The organism is Pseudomonas sp. NBRC 111123, assembly GCF_001320205.1.
GTDB lineage: Bacteria > Pseudomonadota > Gammaproteobacteria > Pseudomonadales > Pseudomonadaceae > Aquipseudomonas > Aquipseudomonas putida_J.
On sequence record NZ_BCAZ01000061.1, the window covers coordinates 1 to 22,374 of the forward strand.

Annotated in this window: 21 protein-coding genes; 10 read left to right on the plus strand and 11 right to left on the minus strand. The window is 63.2% G+C overall.

The features are described from left to right. Positions 1 to 331: RNA-binding S4 domain-containing protein (locus APH27_RS23055; RefSeq protein WP_060485991.1), on the minus strand; the 331-nt coding region annotated here is incomplete at its 3' end. 109 nt (positions 332 to 440) lie between these two features. On the opposite strand from APH27_RS23055, the gene APH27_RS23060 reads away from it, so the two are divergent. Further along, entirely contained in the window at positions 441 to 923 is a 483-nt protein-coding gene (locus APH27_RS23060; RefSeq protein ID WP_027917615.1) for an ATP-dependent zinc protease, read from the plus strand. Beyond that, on the plus strand, positions 920 to 1,825 hold the full coding sequence (gene rimK / locus APH27_RS23065; protein ID WP_015268602.1) for a 30S ribosomal protein S6--L-glutamate ligase: 906 nt from the start codon (positions 920 to 922) through the stop codon (positions 1,823 to 1,825). The genes APH27_RS23060 and rimK overlap by 4 nt, the downstream gene beginning before the upstream one ends. Before the next feature lie 98 nt (positions 1,826 to 1,923). Here the strand turns inward: rimK and APH27_RS23070 are convergent, their stop codons facing one another. Both APH27_RS23070 and ompR read right to left on the minus strand, forming a co-directional pair. Further along, complete coding sequence (locus APH27_RS23070; protein ID WP_027917616.1) at positions 1,924 to 3,237, minus strand: ATP-binding protein; 1,314 nt, start codon at positions 3,235 to 3,237, stop codon at positions 1,924 to 1,926. A 13-nt stretch (positions 3,238 to 3,250) separates the two neighbouring features. Continuing rightward, positions 3,251 to 3,991, minus strand: a complete 741-nt coding sequence (ompR, locus tag APH27_RS23075) for a two-component system response regulator OmpR (RefSeq protein ID WP_012270052.1) — start codon at positions 3,989 to 3,991, stop codon at positions 3,251 to 3,253. A 217-nt stretch (positions 3,992 to 4,208) separates the two neighbouring features. Between ompR and APH27_RS23080 the strand changes: the two genes are divergently transcribed. From APH27_RS23080 to APH27_RS23095, 4 genes are all read left to right on the plus strand, one after another. Next, positions 4,209 to 6,533 carry a Tex family protein gene (locus APH27_RS23080; protein WP_027917617.1) on the plus strand — a complete coding sequence of 775 codons (2,325 nt, stop codon included), beginning with the start codon at positions 4,209 to 4,211 and terminating at the stop codon, positions 6,531 to 6,533. Further along, positions 6,533 to 6,916, plus strand: coding sequence for a PaaI family thioesterase (locus APH27_RS23085; RefSeq protein WP_050437180.1), 384 nt, complete (start codon positions 6,533 to 6,535; stop codon positions 6,914 to 6,916). The genes APH27_RS23080 and APH27_RS23085 overlap by 1 nt, the downstream gene beginning before the upstream one ends. Positions 6,917 to 7,070: 154 nt before the next feature. Next, positions 7,071 to 8,648: a glutamate--cysteine ligase gene (gshA, locus tag APH27_RS23090; protein ID WP_177331716.1), complete on the plus strand. Its 1,578-nt coding sequence runs from the start codon at positions 7,071 to 7,073 to the stop codon at positions 8,646 to 8,648. Then, on the plus strand, positions 8,648 to 9,280 hold the full coding sequence (locus APH27_RS23095; protein ID WP_027917619.1) for a TetR/AcrR family transcriptional regulator: 633 nt from the start codon (positions 8,648 to 8,650) through the stop codon (positions 9,278 to 9,280). The genes gshA and APH27_RS23095 overlap by 1 nt, the downstream gene beginning before the upstream one ends. Before the next feature lie 43 nt (positions 9,281 to 9,323). Here the strand turns inward: APH27_RS23095 and APH27_RS23100 are convergent, their stop codons facing one another. The 7 genes from APH27_RS23100 to APH27_RS23130 all read right to left on the minus strand — a co-directional run bounded on the left by APH27_RS23100 (position 9,324) and on the right by APH27_RS23130 (position 16,088). After that, positions 9,324 to 9,539, minus strand: coding sequence for a molybdopterin-binding protein (locus APH27_RS23100; protein ID WP_008095172.1), 216 nt, complete (start codon positions 9,537 to 9,539; stop codon positions 9,324 to 9,326). A gap of 44 nt (positions 9,540 to 9,583) precedes the next feature. Next, positions 9,584 to 10,396 carry an aliphatic sulfonates ABC transporter ATP-binding protein gene (gene ssuB, locus APH27_RS23105; protein WP_027917620.1) on the minus strand — a complete coding sequence of 271 codons (813 nt, stop codon included), beginning with the start codon at positions 10,394 to 10,396 and terminating at the stop codon, positions 9,584 to 9,586. Further along, positions 10,393 to 11,190, minus strand: a complete 798-nt coding sequence (gene ssuC / locus APH27_RS23110; protein WP_027917621.1) for an aliphatic sulfonate ABC transporter permease SsuC — start codon at positions 11,188 to 11,190, stop codon at positions 10,393 to 10,395. Before ssuC ends, ssuB begins: the two co-directional genes overlap by 4 nt. Before the next feature lie 10 nt (positions 11,191 to 11,200). Beyond that, positions 11,201 to 12,349 (minus strand): FMNH2-dependent alkanesulfonate monooxygenase, encoded by a 1,149-nt coding sequence (ssuD, locus tag APH27_RS23115; RefSeq protein WP_027917622.1) that lies wholly within the window; start codon positions 12,347 to 12,349, stop codon positions 11,201 to 11,203. 60 nt (positions 12,350 to 12,409) lie between these two features. After that, entirely contained in the window at positions 12,410 to 13,375 is a 966-nt protein-coding gene (locus APH27_RS23120; RefSeq protein WP_060485993.1) for a sulfonate ABC transporter substrate-binding protein, read from the minus strand. 567 nt (positions 13,376 to 13,942) lie between these two features. Next, positions 13,943 to 14,581 (minus strand): peroxiredoxin, encoded by a 639-nt coding sequence (locus APH27_RS23125; RefSeq protein ID WP_027917624.1) that lies wholly within the window; start codon positions 14,579 to 14,581, stop codon positions 13,943 to 13,945. Between the two features lie 163 nt (positions 14,582 to 14,744). Continuing rightward, on the minus strand, positions 14,745 to 16,088 hold the full coding sequence (locus APH27_RS23130) for an OprD family outer membrane porin (protein WP_027917625.1): 1,344 nt from the start codon (positions 16,086 to 16,088) through the stop codon (positions 14,745 to 14,747). Between the two features lie 500 nt (positions 16,089 to 16,588). On the opposite strand from APH27_RS23130, the gene tauA reads away from it, so the two are divergent. The 4 genes from tauA to tauD are packed head-to-tail and all read left to right on the plus strand — an operon-like array spanning position 16,589 to position 20,091. Beyond that, positions 16,589 to 17,560 (plus strand): taurine ABC transporter substrate-binding protein, encoded by a 972-nt coding sequence (tauA, locus tag APH27_RS23135; protein WP_027917626.1) that lies wholly within the window; start codon positions 16,589 to 16,591, stop codon positions 17,558 to 17,560. A gap of 23 nt (positions 17,561 to 17,583) precedes the next feature. Further along, on the plus strand, positions 17,584 to 18,372 hold the full coding sequence (tauB, locus tag APH27_RS23140; RefSeq protein ID WP_027917627.1) for a taurine ABC transporter ATP-binding subunit: 789 nt from the start codon (positions 17,584 to 17,586) through the stop codon (positions 18,370 to 18,372). Further along, a complete protein-coding gene (tauC, locus tag APH27_RS23145) occupies positions 18,369 to 19,208 on the plus strand; it encodes a taurine ABC transporter permease TauC (protein ID WP_060485994.1) in 840 nt (279 codons plus the stop codon). The genes tauB and tauC overlap by 4 nt, the downstream gene beginning before the upstream one ends. A 49-nt stretch (positions 19,209 to 19,257) precedes the next feature. Next, positions 19,258 to 20,091: a taurine dioxygenase gene (gene tauD / locus APH27_RS23150; RefSeq protein ID WP_060486002.1), complete on the plus strand. Its 834-nt coding sequence runs from the start codon at positions 19,258 to 19,260 to the stop codon at positions 20,089 to 20,091. Between the two features lie 133 nt (positions 20,092 to 20,224). Here tauD and betT read toward each other — a convergent pair whose 3' ends face one another. Further along, on the minus strand, positions 20,225 to 22,186 hold the full coding sequence (gene betT / locus APH27_RS23155; protein ID WP_177331717.1) for a choline transporter BetT: 1,962 nt from the start codon (positions 22,184 to 22,186) through the stop codon (positions 20,225 to 20,227). Positions 22,187 to 22,374: the final 188 nt, after the last annotated feature.

The window sequence follows — 22,374 nt, forward strand, 5'->3', positions numbered from 1 at the left end:
CCCCCATCGCCCCCGCCTTGCGCATCTCGGCCGCCTGCTCGCGGCGGCGCACGCTGTCCTCAGTTTCTTCGTACAGCGTCTGCGCCTCAGGCGCCCCGCGTCGTACCACTGACAGCGCCTTGACCACGACCGTGCGCTCATCGAACCCGGTGCGCAGCACGAATTCATCACCCACCCGCGGCTCCTTGCCCGGCTTGCAGCGCTCGCCACGGCAATGCACCTTGCCGCTTTCGATTGCCGCCTTGGCCAGTGCACGGGTCTTGTAGAACCGCGCCGCCCACAGCCATTTGTCCAGGCGGACCTTGTCGTCGTCCTCGGCTTTTTGTGCCATCTCGTTACCTCGAATTCTGTCTTTCATCGAACTGTACTACCGTAACTGACGGATGCAAAAAGTCCCCGCCGTGCTTACAGTTCACCACCTTATCCGCAGGGTGTGCTTCGTGAAGAAATTTGACCATCTGACAGTGATCGGCCTGCGCGAGTGGGTGGCCTTGCCCGACCTCGGCGTGGCGGGCCTGCGCGCCAAGATCGACACCGGCGCCAGCACCTCCAGCCTGCACGCCACCGAAGTCGAGCCGTTCGAGCGTGACGGCCAACCCTGGGTACGTTTCACCGCTCACCTCGGCTCGGTGGTGCAATTGCGCCACCGCCGCTGTGAAGCGCCGCTGGTGACCATGAAGAACATCAAGAGCTCCAACGGCCAGGCGCAGACCCGTTATGTGATCCGCACCACATTGGCCCTGGGCGACGCCGTCTGGGAAGTCGAGTTCACCCTGGCCTGTCGCAAGAACATGCGCTATCGCCTGTTGCTGGGCTCCAAGGCACTCATACACGGCCAACTGGTGGTCAACCCTGGCCTGAAATACGTACAAGACAAACCGGCCTATCCGGCCACCCTCTCCCCTGTCACAGGTGCTGCATGAAGATCGCTGTGCTGTCGCGCAATCCGCGTCTGTATTCCACCCGCCGTCTGGTCGAAGCCGGTACCCAGCGGGGCCATGAAATGGTGGTGATCGACACCCTGCGGGCCTACATGAACATCGCCAGTCACAAGCCGCAGATCCACTACCGCGGCAAACCACTGGAGGGCTTCGATGCGGTGATCCCGCGCATCGGCGCCTCAGTGACTTTCTACGGCTGCGCGGTGCTGCGTCAGTTCGAAATGATGGGCGTGTACCCGCTCAACGAATCCGTGGCGATCGCCCGTTCACGTGACAAGCTGCGTTCACTGCAATTGCTGTCTCGTCGCGGCATCGGCCTGCCGATCACCGGCTTCGCCCACTCACCGGACGACATCCCCGACCTGATCCAGATGGTCAACGGCGCACCGCTGGTGATCAAGGTACTCGAAGGCACTCAAGGTATCGGTGTGGTGCTGTGCGAGACCACCAAGGCTGCCGAGTCGGTGATCGAGGCATTCATGGGGTTGAAGCAGAACATCATGGTTCAGGAGTACATCAAGGAGGCCGGCGGTGCGGATATCCGCTGCTTCGTGGTGGGCGACAAGGTGATTGCCTCGATGAAGCGCCAGGCCAAGCCAGGGGAGTTCCGCTCCAACCTGCACCGCGGTGGGGTCGCGAGCCTGATCAAGATCACCCCCGAAGAGCGCATGACAGCCATTCGTGCGGCCAAGGTGATGGGGCTGAGCGTGGCGGGTGTGGATATCCTGCGTTCGAACCACGGGCCATTGGTGATGGAAGTGAATTCGTCGCCTGGGCTCGAAGGCATCGAGGTGACCACGGGCAAGAACGTCGCCGGGATGATCATCGAACACCTGGAAAAGAATGGCGGGCCGAATCAGACCCGGACCAAGGGCAAAGGCTGATTCCAGCCTGCACTGGCCGCTTCGCGGCTAAAGCCGCTCCCACAGGGACCGCGCAGCACCTGTAGGAGCGGCTTTAGCCGCGAAGAGGCCGCAGAACCTCACACAGCATTGCGAGGCAGCAGCAACCCCAACGGCAGCCTTACCCGCGCCTCGATCCCGCCACCGGACCGGTTGCGCAACTCCACATTCCCGCCGTGCTGCGCCGCGATCCGCTTGACGATTGCCAGCCCCAGCCCGGTCCCCTTGCCCCCTCGGGCACGGTCACCGCGGATGAACGGGTTGAAAATGGTCTCCAGCTCAGACTCGTCGATCCCGGTACCCCGGTCCAGCACGCTCAGCACCACATAGGGCGCGCTCTCGTCACCGGACACGTAGGCAGCCACCTCGACGCCCTTGCCAGCGTGATGCAGCGCATTGCCGATAAGGTTGCCGAGCATGCGCTTGAGCGAAACCCGACGCAGCGGAAACGGGGGAATCGGCTCCAGGCAAAGGCGCACACGTTCTTCCGGCTGGTTATAGGGCGCCACCACTTCGCGCACCAGATCAGCCAGGTCAACCTCCTCGACCGGCTCGTCCCGCCCATCGCGAATGAACGCGAGGAACTGGTCGAGAATCGCGTCCATGTCCTCGATATCGCGGACCATGTCGTCACTGAGCTCGCTGTCGCTGTTCAGCAACGACAACGACAAGCGCAGCCGCGTGAGCGGCGTACGCAGGTCATGGGAAACCCCCGCCAGCATTAACTCACGCTCACGGCCGGCCTGTTCGACATCTTCGGCCATCTGGTTGAACGCGCGATAGACCTCGGTCATCTCGCTGGGCGTGTCGCTGATTGGCAACCGCACGCTGCGCCCCTGGCCCACCTGCCGGGCGGCGAATACCAGGCGCTTCAAGGGTTGGTTAAGTTGACGCACGAAGATCCAGGCCGAGGCGGTCGACAACAGGCCGATGGCCAGGAACCAGCCGAGCACGTTCCAGATCTTCTGCCCACGCAGCGGGTGCGGGTACAACGGCACCTTCAGCCAGCCCGGGCCCAGGCTCGGTGCGTTCACCCACAGCGCTGGCGGCGCATGGATACGCAGGCGCACTTCGGTATCGTCACCCAGCTCGGCCTGCATCTGCCGCTGGTAGATCTCGCTGTATGGCCAGTGCTGCTCGCCCTCCGGAACGCCGGAACCGGTGACCCGGATCAGCCCCGCGGCTTCGGCGATCTTGTCGCGGTTCTCTTCATCTGCCGCCCAATAGGCGCGCAGGGTCAGGGCCACACCGTGGCTGTACTGCCGATCGACCAGCACGTCCTCGTTCATCAGCAGGTAGACCAGCGTCAGTGCCTTGGAGAACAGAACAACGATCAGCACCAGCCACAACGTGCGGGCGAAGAAGCTTTGCGGAAACCAGAGCGGTGTTTTCATCGACGACGAAGCATCATTTGCCGGCGTTTCCGTCTGGTACGAACACGTAACCTACACCCCATACCGTCTGGATATAGCGAGGCTTGGACGGGTCCGGCTCGATCATGCGGCGCAGACGCGAAATCTGCACGTCGATGGAACGCTCCAGGGCATCCCACTCGCGGCCGCGGGCCAGGTTCATCAGCTTGTCGCGCGTCAGCGGCTCACGGGCGTGCATCACCAGTGCCTTGAGCACGGCGAACTCGCCGGTGGTGAGCATGTGCACTTCGTCGCCACGCTTGAGTTCGCGAGTGGCCAGCGACAGCTCGTAGTCACCGAAAGTGACCGACTCGTCCTCGCTCCCCGGTGCACCCGGCACGCTCGGCGCCTGGCGGCGCAGCACGGCCTTGACCCGCGCCATCAGTTCGTCCGGGTTGAATGGCTTGCCCAGGTAATCGTCGGCACCCAGCTCCAGGCCCTTGATGCGGCTGAGCTCGTCACCCTTGGCAGTGAGCATGATGATCGGGATCTGGTTGTTCTGCTGACGCAGGCGCTTGCACGCGGACAGGCCATCCTCGCCCGGCAGCATCAGGTCGAGCACCACCAGGTTGAACACCTCGCGCTGCAGCAGGCGGTCCATCTGTTCGGTGTTGGGCACCGCACGGGCGCGGTAGCCCTTGCTGGTGAAGAAACGTTCCAGCAGGCTGCTGAGCCCCGGATCGTCGTCGACGATGAGAATCTTGTCACCTTCAGCGGTGTTTGGGGTGCCGGTCATGAATAACTCCTCTGATTTCGCCGCGCATTATGGCGTAGCCATTGCTGCACGTTGCGTGAGCATTGTTAGCAGATTTTTCCCCGGGCGCCAGTTCCGGCTGGCCGGGCGCCATCACCGCAAGCCGTTTGCGATGGGTATAATGCGCGGCTTTCATCCAGCGCCATCGGGCCGAAGGCCCACCGGCGACCCCCGTATTCACAAATGTCAGGTGGTTTACATGGACAGCATCAACAGCCGTATCGCCGAGGAACTGGGCGTACGCCCTCAGCAGGTCGAGGCGGCCGTGGGCCTGTTGGACGAAGGCTCGACCGTGCCCTTCATCGCCCGTTACCGCAAGGAAGTGACCGGTAGCCTCGACGACACCCAGCTGCGCCACCTGGAAGAGCGCCTGCGCTACCTGCGCGAACTCGACGAGCGCCGCGCCAGCATCCTGTCCAGCATCGAGGAACAGGGCAAACTGACGCCGGAACTGGCCCGCGAAATCAAGCTGGCCGACACCAAGACCCGCCTCGAAGACCTCTACCTGCCGTACAAGCAGAAGCGCCGTACCAAGGGCCAGATCGCCCTGGAAGCCGGCCTCGGCGAACTGGCCGACGGCCTGTTCAACGACCCGAACCTCGCTCCGGAAACCGAGGCAGCACGTTTTGTCGATGCCGAAAAAGGCGTAGCCGACGTCAAGGCCGCGCTGGAAGGCGCCAAGTACATCCTCATGGAGCGCTTCGCCGAAGACGCTGCGCTGCTCGACAAGCTGCGCAACTTCCTCAAGCAGGAGGCAGTGCTCAGCGCCCGCGTGGTGGCCGGCAAGGAAGAAGAAGGCGCCAAGTTCCGCGACTACTTCGCCCATGACGAACTGCTGCGCACTGCCCCCTCGCACCGTGCCCTGGCCATCTTCCGCGGGCGCAACGAAGGCGTGCTGAGCGCCTCGCTCAAGGTCGGTGAAGAGCTGCCCGGCACCCTGCACCCGTGCGAACTGATGATCGGCAACCACGTCGGCATCGAAAACCGCAGCCGCCCGGCAGACAAATGGTTGGGCGAAGTGGTGCGCTGGACCTGGAAGGTCAAGCTCTACACCCACCTGGAAACCGACCTGTTCGGCGAGCTGCGCGACAATGCCGAAGGCGAGGCGATCAACGTCTTCGCCCATAACCTGCACGACCTGCTGCTGGCCGCACCGGCCGGTCCGCGTGCCACCCTGGGCTTCGACCCGGGCCTGCGCACCGGCTGCAAGATCGCCGTGGTCGATGCCACCGGCAAGCTGTTGGACCACACCACGGTCTACCCGCACGCACCGAAGAACGACTGGGACCGCACCATTTCCATCATGGCCGCCCTGTGCGCCAAGCACTCGGTGGAGCTGATCGCCATCGGCAACGGCACCGCCAGCCGCGAGAGCGACAAGCTGGTGGCCGAGCTGGTCAAGAAATACCCGGCACTGAAGATCACCAAGATCATGGTCTCCGAGGCAGGCGCTTCGGTGTACTCGGCGTCGGAGCTGGCCGCCCGTGAGTTCCCGGACCTGGACGTGTCGATCCGTGGCGCCGTATCGATCGCCCGCCGCCTGCAGGACCCGCTGGCCGAGCTGGTGAAGATCGACCCGAAATCCATCGGTGTCGGCCAGTACCAGCACGACGTTTCGCAAATCAAACTGGCCCGCGGCCTGGACGCCGTGGTCGAGGACTGCGTGAACGCCGTGGGCGTCGACGTCAACACCGCGTCAGTGGCGCTGCTGACGCGCATTTCCGGCCTTAATGCCACCCTGGCCCAGAACATCGTCGCCCACCGCGACGCCAACGGCCCGTTCGCTACCCGTGCAGCACTGAAGAAGGTCAGCCGCCTGGGCGAAAAAACCTTCGAGCAGGCCGCCGGCTTCCTGCGCGTGATGAACGGCGACAACCCGCTTGACGCCTCTGCCGTGCACCCTGAGGCCTACCCGCTGGTGCAGCGCATTGCGGCTGACACCGACCGTGACATCCGCTCGCTGATCGGTGACAGCGGCTTCCTCAAGCGCCTGGACCCGAAGAAATTCACCGACGAGACCTTCGGCCTGCCGACCGTCACCGACATCCTGCAAGAGCTGGACAAGCCCGGCCGCGACCCTCGCCCTGAGTTCAAGACCGCTACCTTCCAGGACGGCGTCGAGGACCTCAAGGACCTGGAACCCGGCATGATCCTCGAAGGCGTGGTGACCAATGTCACCAACTTCGGTGCCTTCGTCGACATCGGCGTACACCAGGATGGCCTGGTGCACATCTCGGCGCTGTCGGAAAAGTTCATCAAGGACCCACGCGAAGCGGTCAAGGCCGGCGATGTGGTCAAGGTCAAGGTCATGGAAGTGGACATCCCGCGCAAGCGGGTCGGCCTGTCCATGCGCATGAGCGACACCCCGGGCGAAAAGGTCGATGGCAACCGCGGCGGCAACCGTGGCAATGGCGGCAACCGTCAGCAGCAGGCGCCACGTCAGCGTGAAACCGCCACTGCCGCCCCGGCCAACAACGCCATGGCCGCACTGTTCGCCAACGCCAAGACGCTGAAGAAGAAGTGATGGACATTCCCAAGGAATTGCTCGAAAGCGCCTATAGCCAGCTCCTTGGCTGCCGCGTGCAACGCCTGGACACAGGTGTGGCCGAGGTGGCCCTGGCGCTGGAGCCGCATCTGCGCAACCGTGGCCAGAAGCTGCACGGCGGGGCCATCTTCAGCCTGGTGGACATCGCCATGGGCCTGGCCTGCTCGGCCAGCCATGGTTTCGACCAGCAGAGCGTGACCATCGAATGCAAGATCAACTACCTGCGCGCCGTCAGCGACGGGGAGGTGCTGTGCACGGCCCGTGTACTGCATGCCGGGCGCCGCACCCTGGTGGTCGACGCCGACGTCGTTCAAGGCGACAAACTGGTGGCGAAAGCGCAAGGAACCTTCGCGGTTCTCTAGCTCACCAAGGGGTATCTGCGGTATTTTTCGGCAGTGCGCTGGCACTGCCGGAACCGCGTAAACCAGGCGACAACGCCAGTTCCTTTCCTCCTACCCTTGTAGACCGTCTTTGCTACCCCCATATTGGGGCGACTGACGCGTGAAGGAATACATCTTGAGCGACCTCCTCAACCGCCGCCTGAGCCTGCTCGGCGCCAATCTCCCCCTGCTCAAGCAGTGCCTGCACGGCATTGAGCGTGAATGCCTGCGCGTGACCGACGAAGGTCGCCTGGCCCAGACCCCGCACCCGGAAGCACTGGGTTCGGCGCTGACCAACGAGCAGATCACCACCGATTATTCCGAGTCGCTGCTGGAGTTCATCACCCCGGCCCTGGCCGACCCGGCCAAGGTGCTCGAAAGCCTCGAACAGACCCACCGCTTCGTCTACAGCAAGCTCGGCGACGAATACCTGTGGAGCCCGTCGATGCCTTGCACGCTCCCGGCCGAGGAGGACATCCCGATCGCCGAGTACGGCACCTCGAACATCGGCAAACTCAAGCACGTCTACCGCAAGGGCCTGGCCCTGCGTTACGGCCGCACCATGCAGTGCATCGCCGGCATTCATTACAACTTCTCGCTGCCTGAGGCACTGTGGCCACTGCTGCGCGATGCCGAAGGCGGCGAGGAAAGCGACCGCGACTACCAGTCCTCGGCGTACATTGCGCTAATCCGCAACTTCCGCCGCTACAGCTGGCTGCTGATGTACCTGTTCGGTGCCTCGCCGGCGCTGGACAAGGGCTTCCTGCGTGGCCGCCCGCATCAGCTCGAAGAGCTGGATGCCGAAACCCTCTACCTGCCCTACGCCACCAGCCTGCGCATGAGCGACCTGGGCTACCAGAGCAACGCTCAGGCCGGCCTGACGCCTTGCTACAACAACCTCGCCAGCTACACCGACAGCCTGCGCAAGGCGGTGGGCACGCCTTACCCGCCCTATGTCGAGGTCGGTACGCACGTGGATGGCGAATGGGTGCAGTTGAACACCAACATCCTGCAGATCGAGAACGAGTACTACTCGAACATCCGCCCGAAACGCGTCACCTACACCGGCGAGCGGCCGATCCAGGCACTGACCTCGCGTGGCGTGCAGTACGTGGAAGTGCGCTGCCTGGACATCAACCCGTTGCTGCCGGTGGGCATCGACCTGACCGAGGCGCGCTTCCTCGACGCGTTCCTGCTGTTCTGCGCCCTCGAAGATAGCCCGCAGCTGGACAACGGCGAATGCGGCCAGTGCACCAACAACTTCCTCACCGTGGTCAAGGAAGGCCGCCGTCCGGACCTTGAGCTGCACCGCAACGGCCAGCCTGTCGGCCTGCGTGAGTGGGCCACCGAGCTGATCGAGCGCATCGGCCAATTGGCCGGCCTGCTCGACCAGGCTCAGGGCAGTGACGATCACGCCAAGGCCCTGGCTGCACAACAGGCCAAGGTCGACGACGCCTCGCTGACCCCGTCGGCCCAGGTGCTGGCACGCATGACCGAGCATGACGAAACCTTCGTCCAGTTCTCCCTGCGCCAAAGCCGCCTGCACGCCGAGGCATTCCGCGAGCAACCGCTGTCGGCCGAGCAGCAACTGGCCTTCGAGACCCTGGCTCGCGAGTCGCTGGCCAAGCAGTCCGAGCTGGAACAAGAAGAAGTAGGCGACTTCGACCTGTTCGTCGGCGCTTACCAGGCCAGCATTCTGGCGATCAGCAACTGATGAATCGCACTGCCACCCAGCGCAAGCCGCGCGCCAGCAGCCAGGCCAGGATCGAGGCGATCCTGGTCGCTGCACGTGAGCTGCTGGCAGAACAAGGGGTGGCGGGGTTGTCGATCTACAGCGTGGCCGAGCGGGCGCAGATCCCGCCGTCGTCGGTGTATCACTTCTTTGCCAGCGTTCCAGCACTGCTCGAAGCGCTGACTGCCGACGTACACCGCGCGTTCCGCGAGGCACTCAGCGCCCCGATAGACAGCAGTGCGCTAACGACCTGGCATGAGCTTTCGCGGTTGATCGAGCAACGCATGCTCGATATCTACAACGGGGATGCCGCAGCGCGGCAATTGATTCTGGCCCAGCATGGGCTCAGCGAAGTCGTACAGGCCGACCGGCAGCACGACATGGAACTGGGCGACCTGATGCACAAGTTGTTCGACCAGCATTTCCACCTACCGGTGATGCCGGAGGATGTGGATGTGTTTGCCTTGGCGATGGAGCTGAGTGACCGGGTGTATGCGCGCTCGGTGCAATTGCACGAAGCGATCACACCGCGCATGGCCGAAGAAGGCAAGCGGGTGTTCGAAGCCTATCTGGGGCTTTATCTGCCGCCGTTTCTGGCCAAGCGTACGCGCTGAAAGTATTGGGGCCGCGTTGCGGCCCCGATATCAAGCAACAACATCACAGCTTGGCAATGGACACTTCAGTCGACTTCACGAAGGCAATCACTTCGCTGCCCACCTGCAGTTCCAGCTCTTTGACGGAGCGGGTGGTGATCACCGAGGTGACGATACCGGAGGCAGTCTGCACGTCGATTTCCGACAGTACCGGGCCTTCGAGGATTTCTTTCACGGTGCCTTTGAACTGGTTGCGAACGTTGATGGCTTTGATGGTCATGGCTTGATTCCTTCTCTTTGGCTTCAGTCTGGTAAGTGAGTCAGTCAGTGCGCCCAACGCAGCTGCGTGGGCAAAGGGGCTACAGGGTCCGGCTCGGGCGCGGCGCCCGGGGCCGACAGAACACGGTTGAGCACTTCGCTTTCCAGCGCGGCCAGGCGGTGCGAACCGCGCGCTCTGGGCCGTGCCAGGTCGACAGTGAGGTCCAGGCCGACTTCGCCGTCCTCGATCAGGATCACCCGATCAGCGACGGCCACCGCTTCGTTGACGTCGTGGGTGACCAGCAGGACGGTAAAACCGTGCTGACGCCACAGACGTTCGATCAGTTGCTGCATCTCGATGCGGGTCAGCGCATCCAGCGCACCCAGCGGCTCATCCAGCAGCAGCAGGCGTGGTTGGTGAATCAAGGCGCGGGCCAGGGCCACACGCTGTTTCTGGCCACCGGACAAGGCCGCCGGCCATTCATTGGCGCGATCGGCCAGGCCGACCGCCTCCAGGGCATCCAGCGCACGTTGGCGCCAGTCACCACGCAGGCCCAGGCCGACGTTGTCGATCACCTTCTTCCAGGGCAGCAGGCGCGCATCCTGGAACATCAGACGGGTCTCTTCGCGGGCCTCGCTCAGTGGCGCGGCACCGGCCAACAGCTCGCCAGAGGTTGCCTGATCGAGCCCGGCCAGCAGGCGCAGCAAGGTGCTCTTGCCGCAGCCGCTGCGGCCAACGATGGCGACGAACTGGCCAGCCGGGATATGCAGGTCGATGCCTTTCAACACTTCCCGTTGGCCGAAGGCCTTGCGCAGGCCGTTGGCGGCCAACGGGATGCCACGCAACAGGCGTGGCGGCTGTTCCTTGAGCACGGTCATGCCCCCTCCTTCCTGGCCACTTGATAGGCCGGGTGCCAGCGCAACCAGACACGTTCCAGGCCGCGGGCGGCGAGGTCGGCGAGTTTGCCGAGCACGGCGTACAGGACGATGGCCAGCACCACTACGTCGGTCTGCAGGAATTCACGTGCGTTCATGGCCAGGTAACCGATGCCGGCGTTGGCAGAAATGGTCTCGGCAACGATCAGCGTCAGCCACATGAACCCCAGCGCAAAGCGCACCCCGACCAGAATCGATGGCAGCGCACCGGGCAGGATCACCTGGCGGAACAGGCCGAAGCCGGACAGGCCGTAGCTGCGGGCCATTTCCACCAGGGCCGGGTCAACATTGCGAATACCGTGGTAGGTGTTCAGGTAGATCGGGAACAACGTACCCAGCGCGACCAAGAAGATCTTTGCCGACTCGTCGATGCCGAACCACAGGATCACCAACGGGATCAGCGCCAGGTGCGGCACGTTGCGGATCATCTGCACCGAGCTGTCGAGCAGGCGTTCGCCCCAGTTCGACAGGCCGGTGATGAAACCCAGCACCAGGCCGATGCTGCCGCCGATAACGAAGCCCAGCCCGGCCCGCCAGCCACTGATGGCCAGATGGGTCCAGATTTCACCGCTGCGTACCAGCTCGACACCGGCGCTGACGACTGCGCTGGGCGCAGGCAGGATGCGGGTCGACAGCCAGCCGGCACTGACCGCCAGTTGCCAGGCCGCCAGCAGCAGCACTGGCAAGGCCCACGGTGCCAGGCGCTGGCTCAGGGTGGTGGAGGTTGCACGACTCATGGCTCGGCCCTCAGCTCTGCGCGACGGACTTGGGCAGGATGTCGTTGGCGACCATTTCGCCGAACGGGCTCACATAGCCACCGCTCTTGGCCTGCTCAGGGCGTTGCACATCGAGATGCGGGAACAGCAGTTCGGCGACGCGGTACGACTCCTCCAGGTGCGGGTAACCGGAGAAGATGAAGGTATCGATGCCCAGGTCGGCATACTCTTTCACCCGCGCAGCCACAGTCGGGCCATCGCCAACCAGCGCAGTACCGGCGCCGCCACGCACCAGGCCGACACCGGCCCAGAGGTTGGGGCTGACTTCCAGCTTGTCGCGGTTGCCGTTGTGCAGGGCAGCCATGCGTTGCTGGCCGACCGAGTCGAAGCGCGCCAGCGAGGCCTGGGCACGGGCGATGGTGTCGTCGTCCAGGTGCGAAATCAGTTTGTCGGCGGCGGCCCAGGCCTCTTCGTTGGTTTCGCGCACAATCACGTGCAGGCGGATGCCGAAGCGTACTTCGCGGCCCTGGGCTGCGGCTTTCTCACGCACCTGGGCAATCTTCTCGGCAACGGCGCTTGGCGGCTCGCCCCAGGTCAGGTACAGCTCGACCTGTTCGGCCGCGAGGTCCTGGGCCGCTTCCGACGAGCCACCGAAGTACAGCGGCGGGCGCGGTTGCTGGATCGGCGGGTAGAGCAGTTTGGCGCCCTTCACCTGGATATGCTTGCCGTCGTAATCGACGGTTTCGCCTTCCAGCACCTTGCGCCAGATGCGGGTGAACTCGACCGAGGCTTCGTAGCGCTCCTGATGGTTCAGGTGCAGGCCGTCACCCGCCAGTTCGTCCGGGTCGCCACCGGTCACCAGGTTGAACAGCGCACGGCCGTTTGACAGGCGGTCGAGGGTCGCGGCCTGGCGTGCGGCCACGGTCGGCGAAATGATGCCTGGGCGCAGGGCCACCAGAAACTTCAGGCGCTGGGTCACCGGGATCAGCGACGCTGCCACCAGCCAGGAGTCCTCGCAGGAGCGCCCGGTAGGGATCAACACACCCCCGAAACCAAGGCGGTCGGCAGCCTGGGCGATCTGCTGCAGGTAACCGTGATCGACCGCGCGGGCGCCGTCGGAAGTGCCCAGGTACTTGCCGTCACCGTGGGTAGGGAGGAACCAGAAAATATTAAGGCTCATTGGAGTTGTCTCCTCAAGGGTGGCTCAAGCCGGGGCGACGCCCCGGCGCAGGCGAATCAATCAAGGCGCTGTGGCGACCTTGGCCGGGGGTGTCCAGATCACATCCTTGATGCTCAGCGGCTTGGGAATCAGCTTGAGCGCCTGGAAGGTGTCGGCGATCTTCTGTTGTGCGGCCACCACTTGCGGGGTGAGCGGCTGGGCGCCATAGCCTTGGCGTTTCACCGAGGTCAGGGTGATGTCGGCGGGCAGGCCGAGCAGTGGCGCGACCTGGTCGGTGACCTCCTGCGGGTTGGCCTGGGACCACTTGCCCACGGCGCGCACTTCGTCGATCAGGGTGCTGATCACCGCAGGGTGCTGGGTGGCGTAGTTGCGGGTGGCGAGGTAGAACTGGTGGTTGTCGACCAGGTCCTTGCCATCACGCAGGGTACGGGCCTGCAGCTGTTGCTCGGCGGCAGCCTGATACGGGTCCCAGATCACCCAGACATCGACACTGCCACGCTCGAAGGCGGCGCGGGCGTCGGCAGGTGGCAGGTAGACGGGCTGGATGTCGCTGTACTTGAGACCGGCGTCTTCCAGGGCGCGGACCAGCAGGTAGTGAACGTTGGAGCCTTTGTTGAGGGCGACTTTCTTGCCTTTGAGTTCTTTCACCGACTGGATCGGCGAGCCTTTCGGCACGAGGATCGCTTCGCTGTGCGGCGCGGGTGGCTCGTAGGCCACGTAAAGCAGATCAGCGCCAGCGGCCTGGGCGAACACCGGTGGTGTCTCGCCGGTGACGCCGAAGTCGATCGAGCCGACGTTCAGCCCTTCGAGCAGCTGCGGGCCGCCGGGGAACTCGGTCCACTGCACTTGCACGCCCTGCTCGGCCAGGCGCTTCTCCAGCGTGCCCTTGGCCTTGAGCAGCACCAGGGTGCCGTATTTCTGATAACCGATACGCAGGCTCTCGGCCTGGGCTTGGGTGATGGCGCCGAAGGATACAGCCGCCGCAAACAGGGCGACCAGACCACGACGCAAGAAGACTGTGCGCATGGCGCTCTCCTGTGCGATTGAGGTTCGGGTTGCACCTGCTTGCCTCGTTGACGGGCGAGTAAGGTGGTGGAGCGATGGCTCGGCCGGTCAGTGGTTTCGGCGTTGCCTTGTGTTCTGTTGAGGTGACATTAACAGGGCACACATATATCTAGAAATCATATTTTTTCATTTGTTTATTCCATTTAAACCTTACGCCGTGACGCTTTCATCGCCCGCAAGATCGAGCGCCGCCCGCGCGGCGCATCGCGGATAAATCCGCTCCTACATCTGTTTCGGGCCAGTTATTCCTGCGCCATTGGCGCGCGCACACTTGGCGCATGGCAGAAGATAGGTGAAGCGGCAGCAGCGACACCAATCGATTCGAATGGAACAAACAAGGCGGACAGCGGTGACCTCACAGGATGGACGGGCCCGAAACGGACGTAGGAGCGGATTTATCCGCGATGCGCCGCGCGGGCGGCGCTCGATCTCACTGGCGCTACACATGCCCAGGCAAACATAAAAAAGGGCCGTCGAAACGGCCCGAAAATCCCTGCTATGGCTAAGAGCAATGCAACGAGGAATTCATCAACGATTAGGTTGCGGGGTCAGCCGCAGATAGGGTTTCACCGCCCGATAACCCTTCGGGAAGCGCTGCTTGATCTCGTCTTCGTCCTTCAGCGAAGGCACGATCACCACCTCGTCGCCGTCCTGCCAGTTGCCTGGCGTGGCGACCTTGTGGTTGTCGGTGAGCTGCAGCGAGTCGATCACCCGCAGGATCTCGTTGAAGTTGCGCCCGGTACTGGCCGGATAGGTGATGGTCAGGCGCACCTTCTTGTTCGGGTCGATGACGAACAGCGAGCGCACGGTGAGAGTGTCGCTGGCATTGGGGTGAATCAGGTCATACAGGTCCGACACCTTGCGGTCGGCGTCGGCGATGATCGGGAAGTTGACCACGGTGTTCTGGGTCTCGTTGATGTCCTCGATCCACTTGTGGTGCGAGTCGACCGGGTCGACCGACAGGGCGATGGCCTTCACGCCGCGCTTGGCGAAGTCTTCCTTGAGCTTGGCGGTCAGGCCCAGTTCGGTGGTGCACACCGGGGTGAAGTCCGCCGGGTGGGAGAACAGCACACCCCAGCTGCTGCCCAGCCATTCGTGGAAGCGGATCTTGCCTTCACTGGATTCCTGCTCGAAGTCCGGGGCGATGTCGCCGAGTTTGAGGCTCATGGGGTGCGGCTCCTGTGCTGTGTTCTGGCTGATGGGTTCAATGTGCCTGCAATCGATGAGAAACAAAAAGAATAAATAATGATTTATTTATAACTTTTCAGCATACGGAATGACGGCCACAAAAAAGCCTCGCACTAGGCGAGGCTTTCTGTGGAGCTACGGCTTACAGGAAGCTGTAAGTGTAGTTCACGATGAAGCGAGCCTGATCCTGGTCTTTGGTGAACTCGCTGGTCGAGCCACCGCTACCACGGTAGACACCTTGACGCAGGCTGAAGCCCAAGCCTTTGAGGGTGCCTTCCTGGATGGTGTAATCGATACGGGCGTCACGCTCCCACTCATTGTAGGTGCCGTGGCCAGAACGGTAGCGAATGTCGTCACCACGCAGGTAGGAAACAGAGGCCTTCAAACCAGGAACACCCAGACCGGCAAAGTCATAGGAGTACTGGCCGAAGTTGGTGTTCTCACCAGCACGAGCGAACTGATTGATCATGCTATCAGTGAAGAGATAGAAGCTCGAACCACCCGCACCTTCGGAGCTGCCGTTGTCATTAACCAAGCTACCTTGGTTCAGCCATACGAAGCCGCCGTCATCACCTACCTGCTGGCGACCAACCAGGAAGGAGTGGCCACCCAAGGTGTAGGTGAACATTGCCGACCAGGTTTTGTTGTCGATTTCGCCAGTGTTCTTGGCGTAGCCGCCGTTGTTGTTGAAGTTGTAGGTGCTGTCGTTGCCATTCTTGCCGTCACTGCTGCTGTCGAAATAGCGCAGGTCAGTCTTAAACGACTGGTTGTCCGAGATTTTGAAGACGTGAGTAGCACCCAGGAAGTGCTGCTTGTAGAAGTCTTCCAGATTCGAGTAGTAGTACTGCAGGGTGAGGTCTGGAGTCAGCTTGTAGTCCAGGCCACCGTAGCGGAACTTGTTGCTTTCTGCAGTAGCGCCAGCAACCGACAGACCGGTGCGGTTGCTCGAAGCACGACCCATGGCGTGGGTCAATTGACCGGCGTTGACGGTCAGGTTGTCGATTTCCTTCGACTGGATGGTGCCACCTTCGAAGGTCTGCGGCAGCAGGCGGCCATCGTTGGAGACCAGAATCGGCAGGTTTGGCGCCAAGGCGCTACCATAATGAACTTCAGTCTTCGAGAAGCGCGCTTTGGCGTTCGCACCGAGGCGAGCCCATTGGCTCTCTGCCGACTTATCATGAGCGCTAGGGAAGAAGCTGCTGTTATCAGGGTGCTTGCCTTTACCACCATCGAGGTGGATGCCCCACAGCGCCTGAGCGTCAACACCGAAGCCAACAGTACCCTGAGTGAAACCAGAGATGTAGTCGAGCTTGAAGCCCTGACCCGACTCGCGGTTGTCGTTCACGCCACCCTCACGGGTATCGTTGTTGAAATACATGGTGCGCGAGCTCAACGCCAGTTTGCTGTCTTCAACGAAACCGGCGGCACCTGCTGCTTGGGCGAAAACCCCCACTGCCACGGCCAGAGCCAGGCTGGACTTGTACATGTTTTGCTCCTCTACGTTCTAATTCTTGTGTATCTCTGGCGGCAGGATCTGTTGCCCCGCTCTACCGTGGATGGGCGATTAGCCCCAAAGCGTGACCATTAAGTCAATCGTTTCTAAACGTTTCTCGACTTTGGTCTAAGACGCCCCCTGCGCTACAGGATAATGACAATCCTATAAATCCAAAATGACCGTCTTATGAAATTGTAAGATTTTTACGGAATATCGTAGGAACCTTTACTGCGAAAAGTTGTATCGGCGCCGTCAATCATACCTTTAGGTTATTTGCAAACGTTTGCCGACCAACAACCGGTCGCTCACCCTCGCAAAGGGAAAAAAGGGTAGCAGCGGATTGCTGCTGCGCCAGTCGCCTTTTTAGCCTTCGGCCAGGGTTAAAGCGTTTGGCTCCTAAGCTAATTCTAAAAAGTTATTTATTTTAGATTTCTTAGATCATCTAGTCTTCTCGCCATCCAAGACATCCATTGCCTGACGAGAGGTTCACCATGATCCCGCATGCTCCGCTGCGCCTGTTCGCTGCCCTGACCCTCGCCAGCGCCAGCTGGTTGGCCCAGGCCGCCGACCTGACCGTTGCCTACCAGACCACGGTCGACCCGGCCAAGGTGGCCCAGGTCGATGGCAACTACGAAAAAGCCAGCAAGGCCAGCATCGACTGGCGCAAGTTCGATAACGGTGCAGACGTGATCACTGCCGTGGCCAGCGGCGACGTGCAGATCGGCTACCTCGGCTCCAGCCCACTGGCTGCCGCCGCCACCCGCAAGCTGCCGGTCGAGACCTTCCTCATCGCCACCCAGATCGGCGCCGGCGAGGCCCTGGTCGCCCGCGACAGCATCAAGACCCCGCAGGACCTGGTTGGCAAGAAAGTCGCCGTGCCGTTCGTTTCCACCGGCCACTACAGCCTGCTGGCCGCACTGAAAAGCTGGAACATCGACCCGTCCAAGGTACAGATCCTCAACCTCGCACCACCGGCAATCATCGCGGCCTGGAAGCGCGGCGACATCGATGCCACCTACGTCTGGGACCCGGCCCTGGGCGTGGCCAAGGAAAACGGCAAGGTGCTGATCACCTCGGGTGAGCTGGCCGAAAAAGGCGCACCGACCTTCGATGCCTGGATCGTGCGCAAGGACTTCGCCGCCAAGCACCCGGACGTGGTCAAGGCCTTCGCCAAGGTCACCCTCGACGCCTACGCCGACTACCGCAAGGACCCGCAAGCCTGGCTGGCCAACCCGGACAACGTGGCCAAGCTGGCCAAGCTGTCCGGCGCCAAACCGGCTGATATCCCGGTGCTGCTGCAGGGCAACGTCTACCCGCTGGCCGCCGACCAGGCCAAGGAACTGGGCGCCCCAACCACCCAGGCGCTGACCGACACGGCCACCTTCCTCAAGCAGCAAGGCAAGGTCGAAGCGGTGCTGCCGGACTACTCGCCGTACGTCAGCGCCCAGTACATCCCCAACTAAGACTGCATTGCACGGAGCCTGCCATGGCCTTGCTCGAACTGGAGCGCATCAGCGCACAGTACCCCGGCGCCACCGCCCCGGTGCTGGCCGACATCAACCTGAGCCTGGGCCCACGCCAGCTGCTGGTGGCCCTGGGGCCATCCGGCAGCGGCAAGACCTCGCTGCTGAACCTGATCGCCGGCTTCGTCGCCCCCAGCGCTGGGCGCATCACCCTCGACGGCCTGCCCGTACAGGGCCCGAGTGCCGAGCGTGGCGTGGTGTTCCAGGATGATGCCCTGCTGCCATGGCAGAACGTGCTGGGCAACGTTGCCTTCGGCCTGGAGCTGGCCGGTGTGCCACGCGCCCAGCGTGAAGCCAAAGCCCGCGAGATGCTGGCGCTGGTCGACCTCGACGGTTTCGGCGATCGACGCATCTGGCAACTGTCCGGCGGCCAGAAGCAGCGCGTGGGCCTGGCCCGGGCGCTGGCCGCCGACCCGCGGGTGCTGTTGATGGACGAACCGTTCGGCGCGCTCGACGCCTTCACCCGTGAACAGATGCAGGAACTGCTGCTGCAGGTCTGGCAGCGCACTGCAAAACCGGTGTTCCTGATTACCCACGACATCGAAGAAGCGGTGTTTCTCGCCAGCGAGCTGGTGCTGCTGGCACCCAACCCCGGCCGCGTGGTCGAGCGCCTGCAACTGGACTTCGGCCAACGTTATGCGGCTGGCGAGTCGGCCCGGGCGATCAAGTCCGACCCACGTTTCATTGAAACCCGCGAGCATGTCCTGGCCCGCGTGTTCTCCCAACGCCAAAGCCTGCAGGAGCGCGCATGAGCAGCCTGGATCTGCCGGTCGCCGGCAAACGCGACAGCCACACCCGGCCCGCCCCCGTGGCGCGCCGCCCATTGTCTACCCGCTGGATCAGCACCCTGACCCTGGCCAGCCTGCTGCTCGCCTGGTGGCTGGTGACTGCCGCCGGCTGGATCGAGCCGTTGTTCCTGCCCTCACCTGGCGACATCCTGGCCAAAGCCTGGGCCCTGCTCACCCAGGGCTACATGGACGCCAGCCTGTGGCAGCACCTGGGCGCCAGCCTGGGCCGCATCGGCCTGGCACTGGGCGCTGCGACCCTGACCGCCATCCCGGTCGGCATCGCCATCGGCTACAACCGCGTGGCCCGCGGCATCCTCGACCCGCTGATCGAGTTCTACCGGCCGATCCCGCCGCTGGCCTACCTGCCACTGATCGTCATCTGGTGCGGTATCGGTGAGCTGTCCAAGGTGCTGTTGATCTACCTGGCGATCTTCGCCCCGATCGCCATCGCCACGGCCACCGGCGTGCGCACCGTCGACCCGGCCAAGCTGCGCGCGGCGCAGTCGCTGGGCGCGACACGGGTGCAGCTGATTCGCCACGTGATCCTGCCCAGTGCCTTGCCCGACATCCTGACCGGCATCCGCATCGGCCTGGGCGTCGGCTGGTCGACCCTGGTCGCCGCCGAACTGATCGCTGCCACCAGCGGCCTGGGCTTCATGGTGCAGTCGGCGGCGCAGTTCCTGGTAACCGACGTGGTGGTGCTGGGCATCCTGCTGATCGCGCTGATCGCCTTCGCCCTGGAGATGGGCCTGCGCGCCCTGCAACGCAAGCTGGTGCCTTGGCACGGGCAGAGCCACTGAATTCCTGTTGACCACGCCAGCAGCCTGGCGCCTGATTGAAGAGACCGACATGAGCCTGACCATCACCCCCCTCAGCCCGGCGCTCGGCGCGCAGATCAGCGGCGTGGACATCAGCCGCGACATCACTGCCGAACAGCGGGACGCCATCGAGCAGGCGCTGCTTCAGCACCAGGTGCTGTTCTTCCGCGACCAGCCGATCAATCCGCAGCAGCAGGCGCGTTTCGCCGCTCGCTTCGGCGACCTGCACATCCACCCCATCTACCCCAACGTGCCAGAGACTCCGCAGGTGCTGATTCTCGACACGGCGGTCACCGACGTGCGCGACAACGCCGTATGGCACACCGACGTGACCTTCCTGCCGACCCCGGCGCTGGGCGCGGTACTCAGCGCCAAGCAGTTGCCAGCCTATGGTGGCGACACCCTGTGGGCCAGTGGTATCGCGGCGTTCGAAGCCTTGTCGGCGCCACTGCGCGAGATGCTCGATGGCCTGACCGCTACCCATGACTTCACCAAGTCGTTCCCGCTGGAGCGCTTCGGCACCACGGCAGAAGACCTGGCCCGCTGGGAGGCCACCCGGCGCAACAACCCGCCGCTGTCACACCCGGTAGTGCGCACGCACCCGGTCAGTGGGCGCAAGGCGTTGTTCGTCAATGAAGGGTTCACCACGCGCATCAATGAGCTGAGCGAGCTGGAGAGCGAGGCGCTGCTGAAGCTGCTGTTCGCCCATGCGACGCAGCCGGCGTTCAGCATTCGCTGGCGTTGGCAGGAGAATGACGTGGCGTTCTGGGACAACCGCGTGACCCAGCATTTTGCGGTGGATGACTACCGGCCGAACCGGCGGGTGATGCACCGGGCGACCATCCTGGGGGATGCGCCTTTCTGATGGGCCCAGGGGAGGCCTTCGGCCTCCATTCGCGACGCAAGGCCGCTCCTACAGGAGATCGCGTTCCCTTGTAAGAGCGGCCTTGCCGGGGCGCCGGACCGGTCGGAAAGGGCCGCAAAGCGGCCCCGGAGATCTAGCGGACCAGGTGCAGGAACTGCATGTGCCGTTCGTACTGGTCGAGGATGTCGTTGATGATCTGCTCCTTGCTGTAGCCCACCAGGTCATAGTTCTGGCTGCCTTCGCTCAGGTGCACCTCGGCCCGGTAGTAACGGCGGTTCCTCAACTCCTGCGTACCCAACCCGCCCAGCGCGAACGACGGCGTGAAGTAGCCGCGCATCTGCACCTGGTAGATGAACGGCTGCTCCTCGCCATGGCCAACCTTCAGGCTGACGTTGTCATGGCTCGGGTCATCCTGGGTCACCAGCACCAGGCCCTTCTGCTCGAACACCTCGCGCACATCGGCAATCGCCGGGCGCACCACGTCGTCCATGAAGCGGTACACCTCATCACGCGACGGGAAGTGCACGGCCTGGCTCAGGCGTTGACGCCAGCCACCGCGGCCACGGCGTGACTGGGCGAACGGCGCCAGCGAGTGCATCTGCGCGATCTGCCGCTGGCTCTCCAGGTAGAAGGCCTTGTGCAGCCCCCACATCATGCACAGCAGAATCAGCGAGAACGGCAACGAAGTCAGCACCACCGCAGACTTCAGCGAGTCGATGCTACCGGCGAACAGCAGGCCGCTGGTGATCAGCGCGGTCATCGCGCCCCAGAAAATGCGCAGCCAGTTCGGCCCGTCCTCGTCGGCACCGCCGCCCTTGGCAGACAGGGTCGACAGCACCACGGTGCCGGAGTCGGCCGAGGTAACGAAGAACACAAAGCTGATGAACACCGTCACGGCGATCACCGCCTTGCTCCACGGGTAGGTTTCCAGCAGCAGGTACAGGCTCATCGACGGGTTGTCCAACGCCGACTGGCCGAGCGCGGTCATGCCGTGGTTGATTACCTGGTCCAGCGCGCTGTTGCCGAATATCGACATCCACGCCAGGGTGAAGCCCAGCGGAATCAGCAACACGCCGAAGACGAACTCGCGGATGGTGCGGCCACGCGAGATACGCGCGATGAACAACCCCACGAACGGCGCCCAGGCAATCCACCAGGCCCAGTAGAACACTGTCCAGCCGCCCAGCCAGTCGCGTTGCTCGCCGTAGGCATAGACGTCGAAGCTCTTGCGCGGCAAGGCGCCCAGGTAATCGCCGAGGTTCTGGATCAAGGTATTGAACAGGTGCTGGGTGGGGCCGGCGAAGAGCACGAACAGCAGCAGCGCGCAGGCCAGGAACAGGTTGATGTCGCTCATCACCCGCACGCCCTTTTCCACACCCGCCACGGCTACCGCTACCGCCGCGCCCATCATCAGCGCGATGAGGATGACCTGCACCCACTGGCTGTGGCTGATGCCGAACAGGTAGTCGAGGCCGGCATTCAGGTGCAGCACACCAAAGCCCATGTCGGCGCCCAGGCCGAACACCGTGGCGATGATGCCAAAGCCGTCCACTGCATAGCCGATCGGGCCGTTGATACGCTTGCCGATCAGCGGATACAGCGCCGAACGCAGGGCCAGCGGCAGGTTATGCCGGTAGGCGAAATAGGCCAGCGCCATGCCGACGAAGGCGAACACGCCCCAGCCGTGCAGGCCCCAGTGCAGGAACAGGATCTGCATCGCCTGGCGCCCGGCCTCGGCAGTGCCCCCTTCGCCCTGGGGCGGGGTGAGCATGTGGGTCAGCGGTTCGGACACGCAGAAGAAGAACAGCGTGATGCTGATGCCGGCGGCGAACAGCATGCCGGCCCATGACAGGTAACTGAACTCGGGCTCGTCGTGGTCGGCGCCCAGCTTGATCTTGCCGTAGCCAGACAACGCAGTGACCACCACGAACACCAGGTACAGGGTCATGGCCAGCATGTAGTACCAGCCGACCGTGTTGGCCGCCCAGTTCTGCGCTGCCAGCAGCCACTCGCCGGCAGCCTGCGGGAAGGCGATGACCACCAGGCCGAACAGGAGAATGAAACTTGCCGCGAAATAGAACACCGGCGGGTTCATGCGGATCTTGCCACTGGCAAGGGATGGGGACGGTGCACTCATGAAACAGGCACCTCGTCGATAGACGTGAGGTTCGGAATGAACGGGTTCAGCAAAGGAATCCTCCTGTTGAACACCGGCAGCGGACCAGCGTTTTTCATTGAACAAGCGTTCAAGTTAAACATGGATCGTCTTTCAAAGCTAACCGG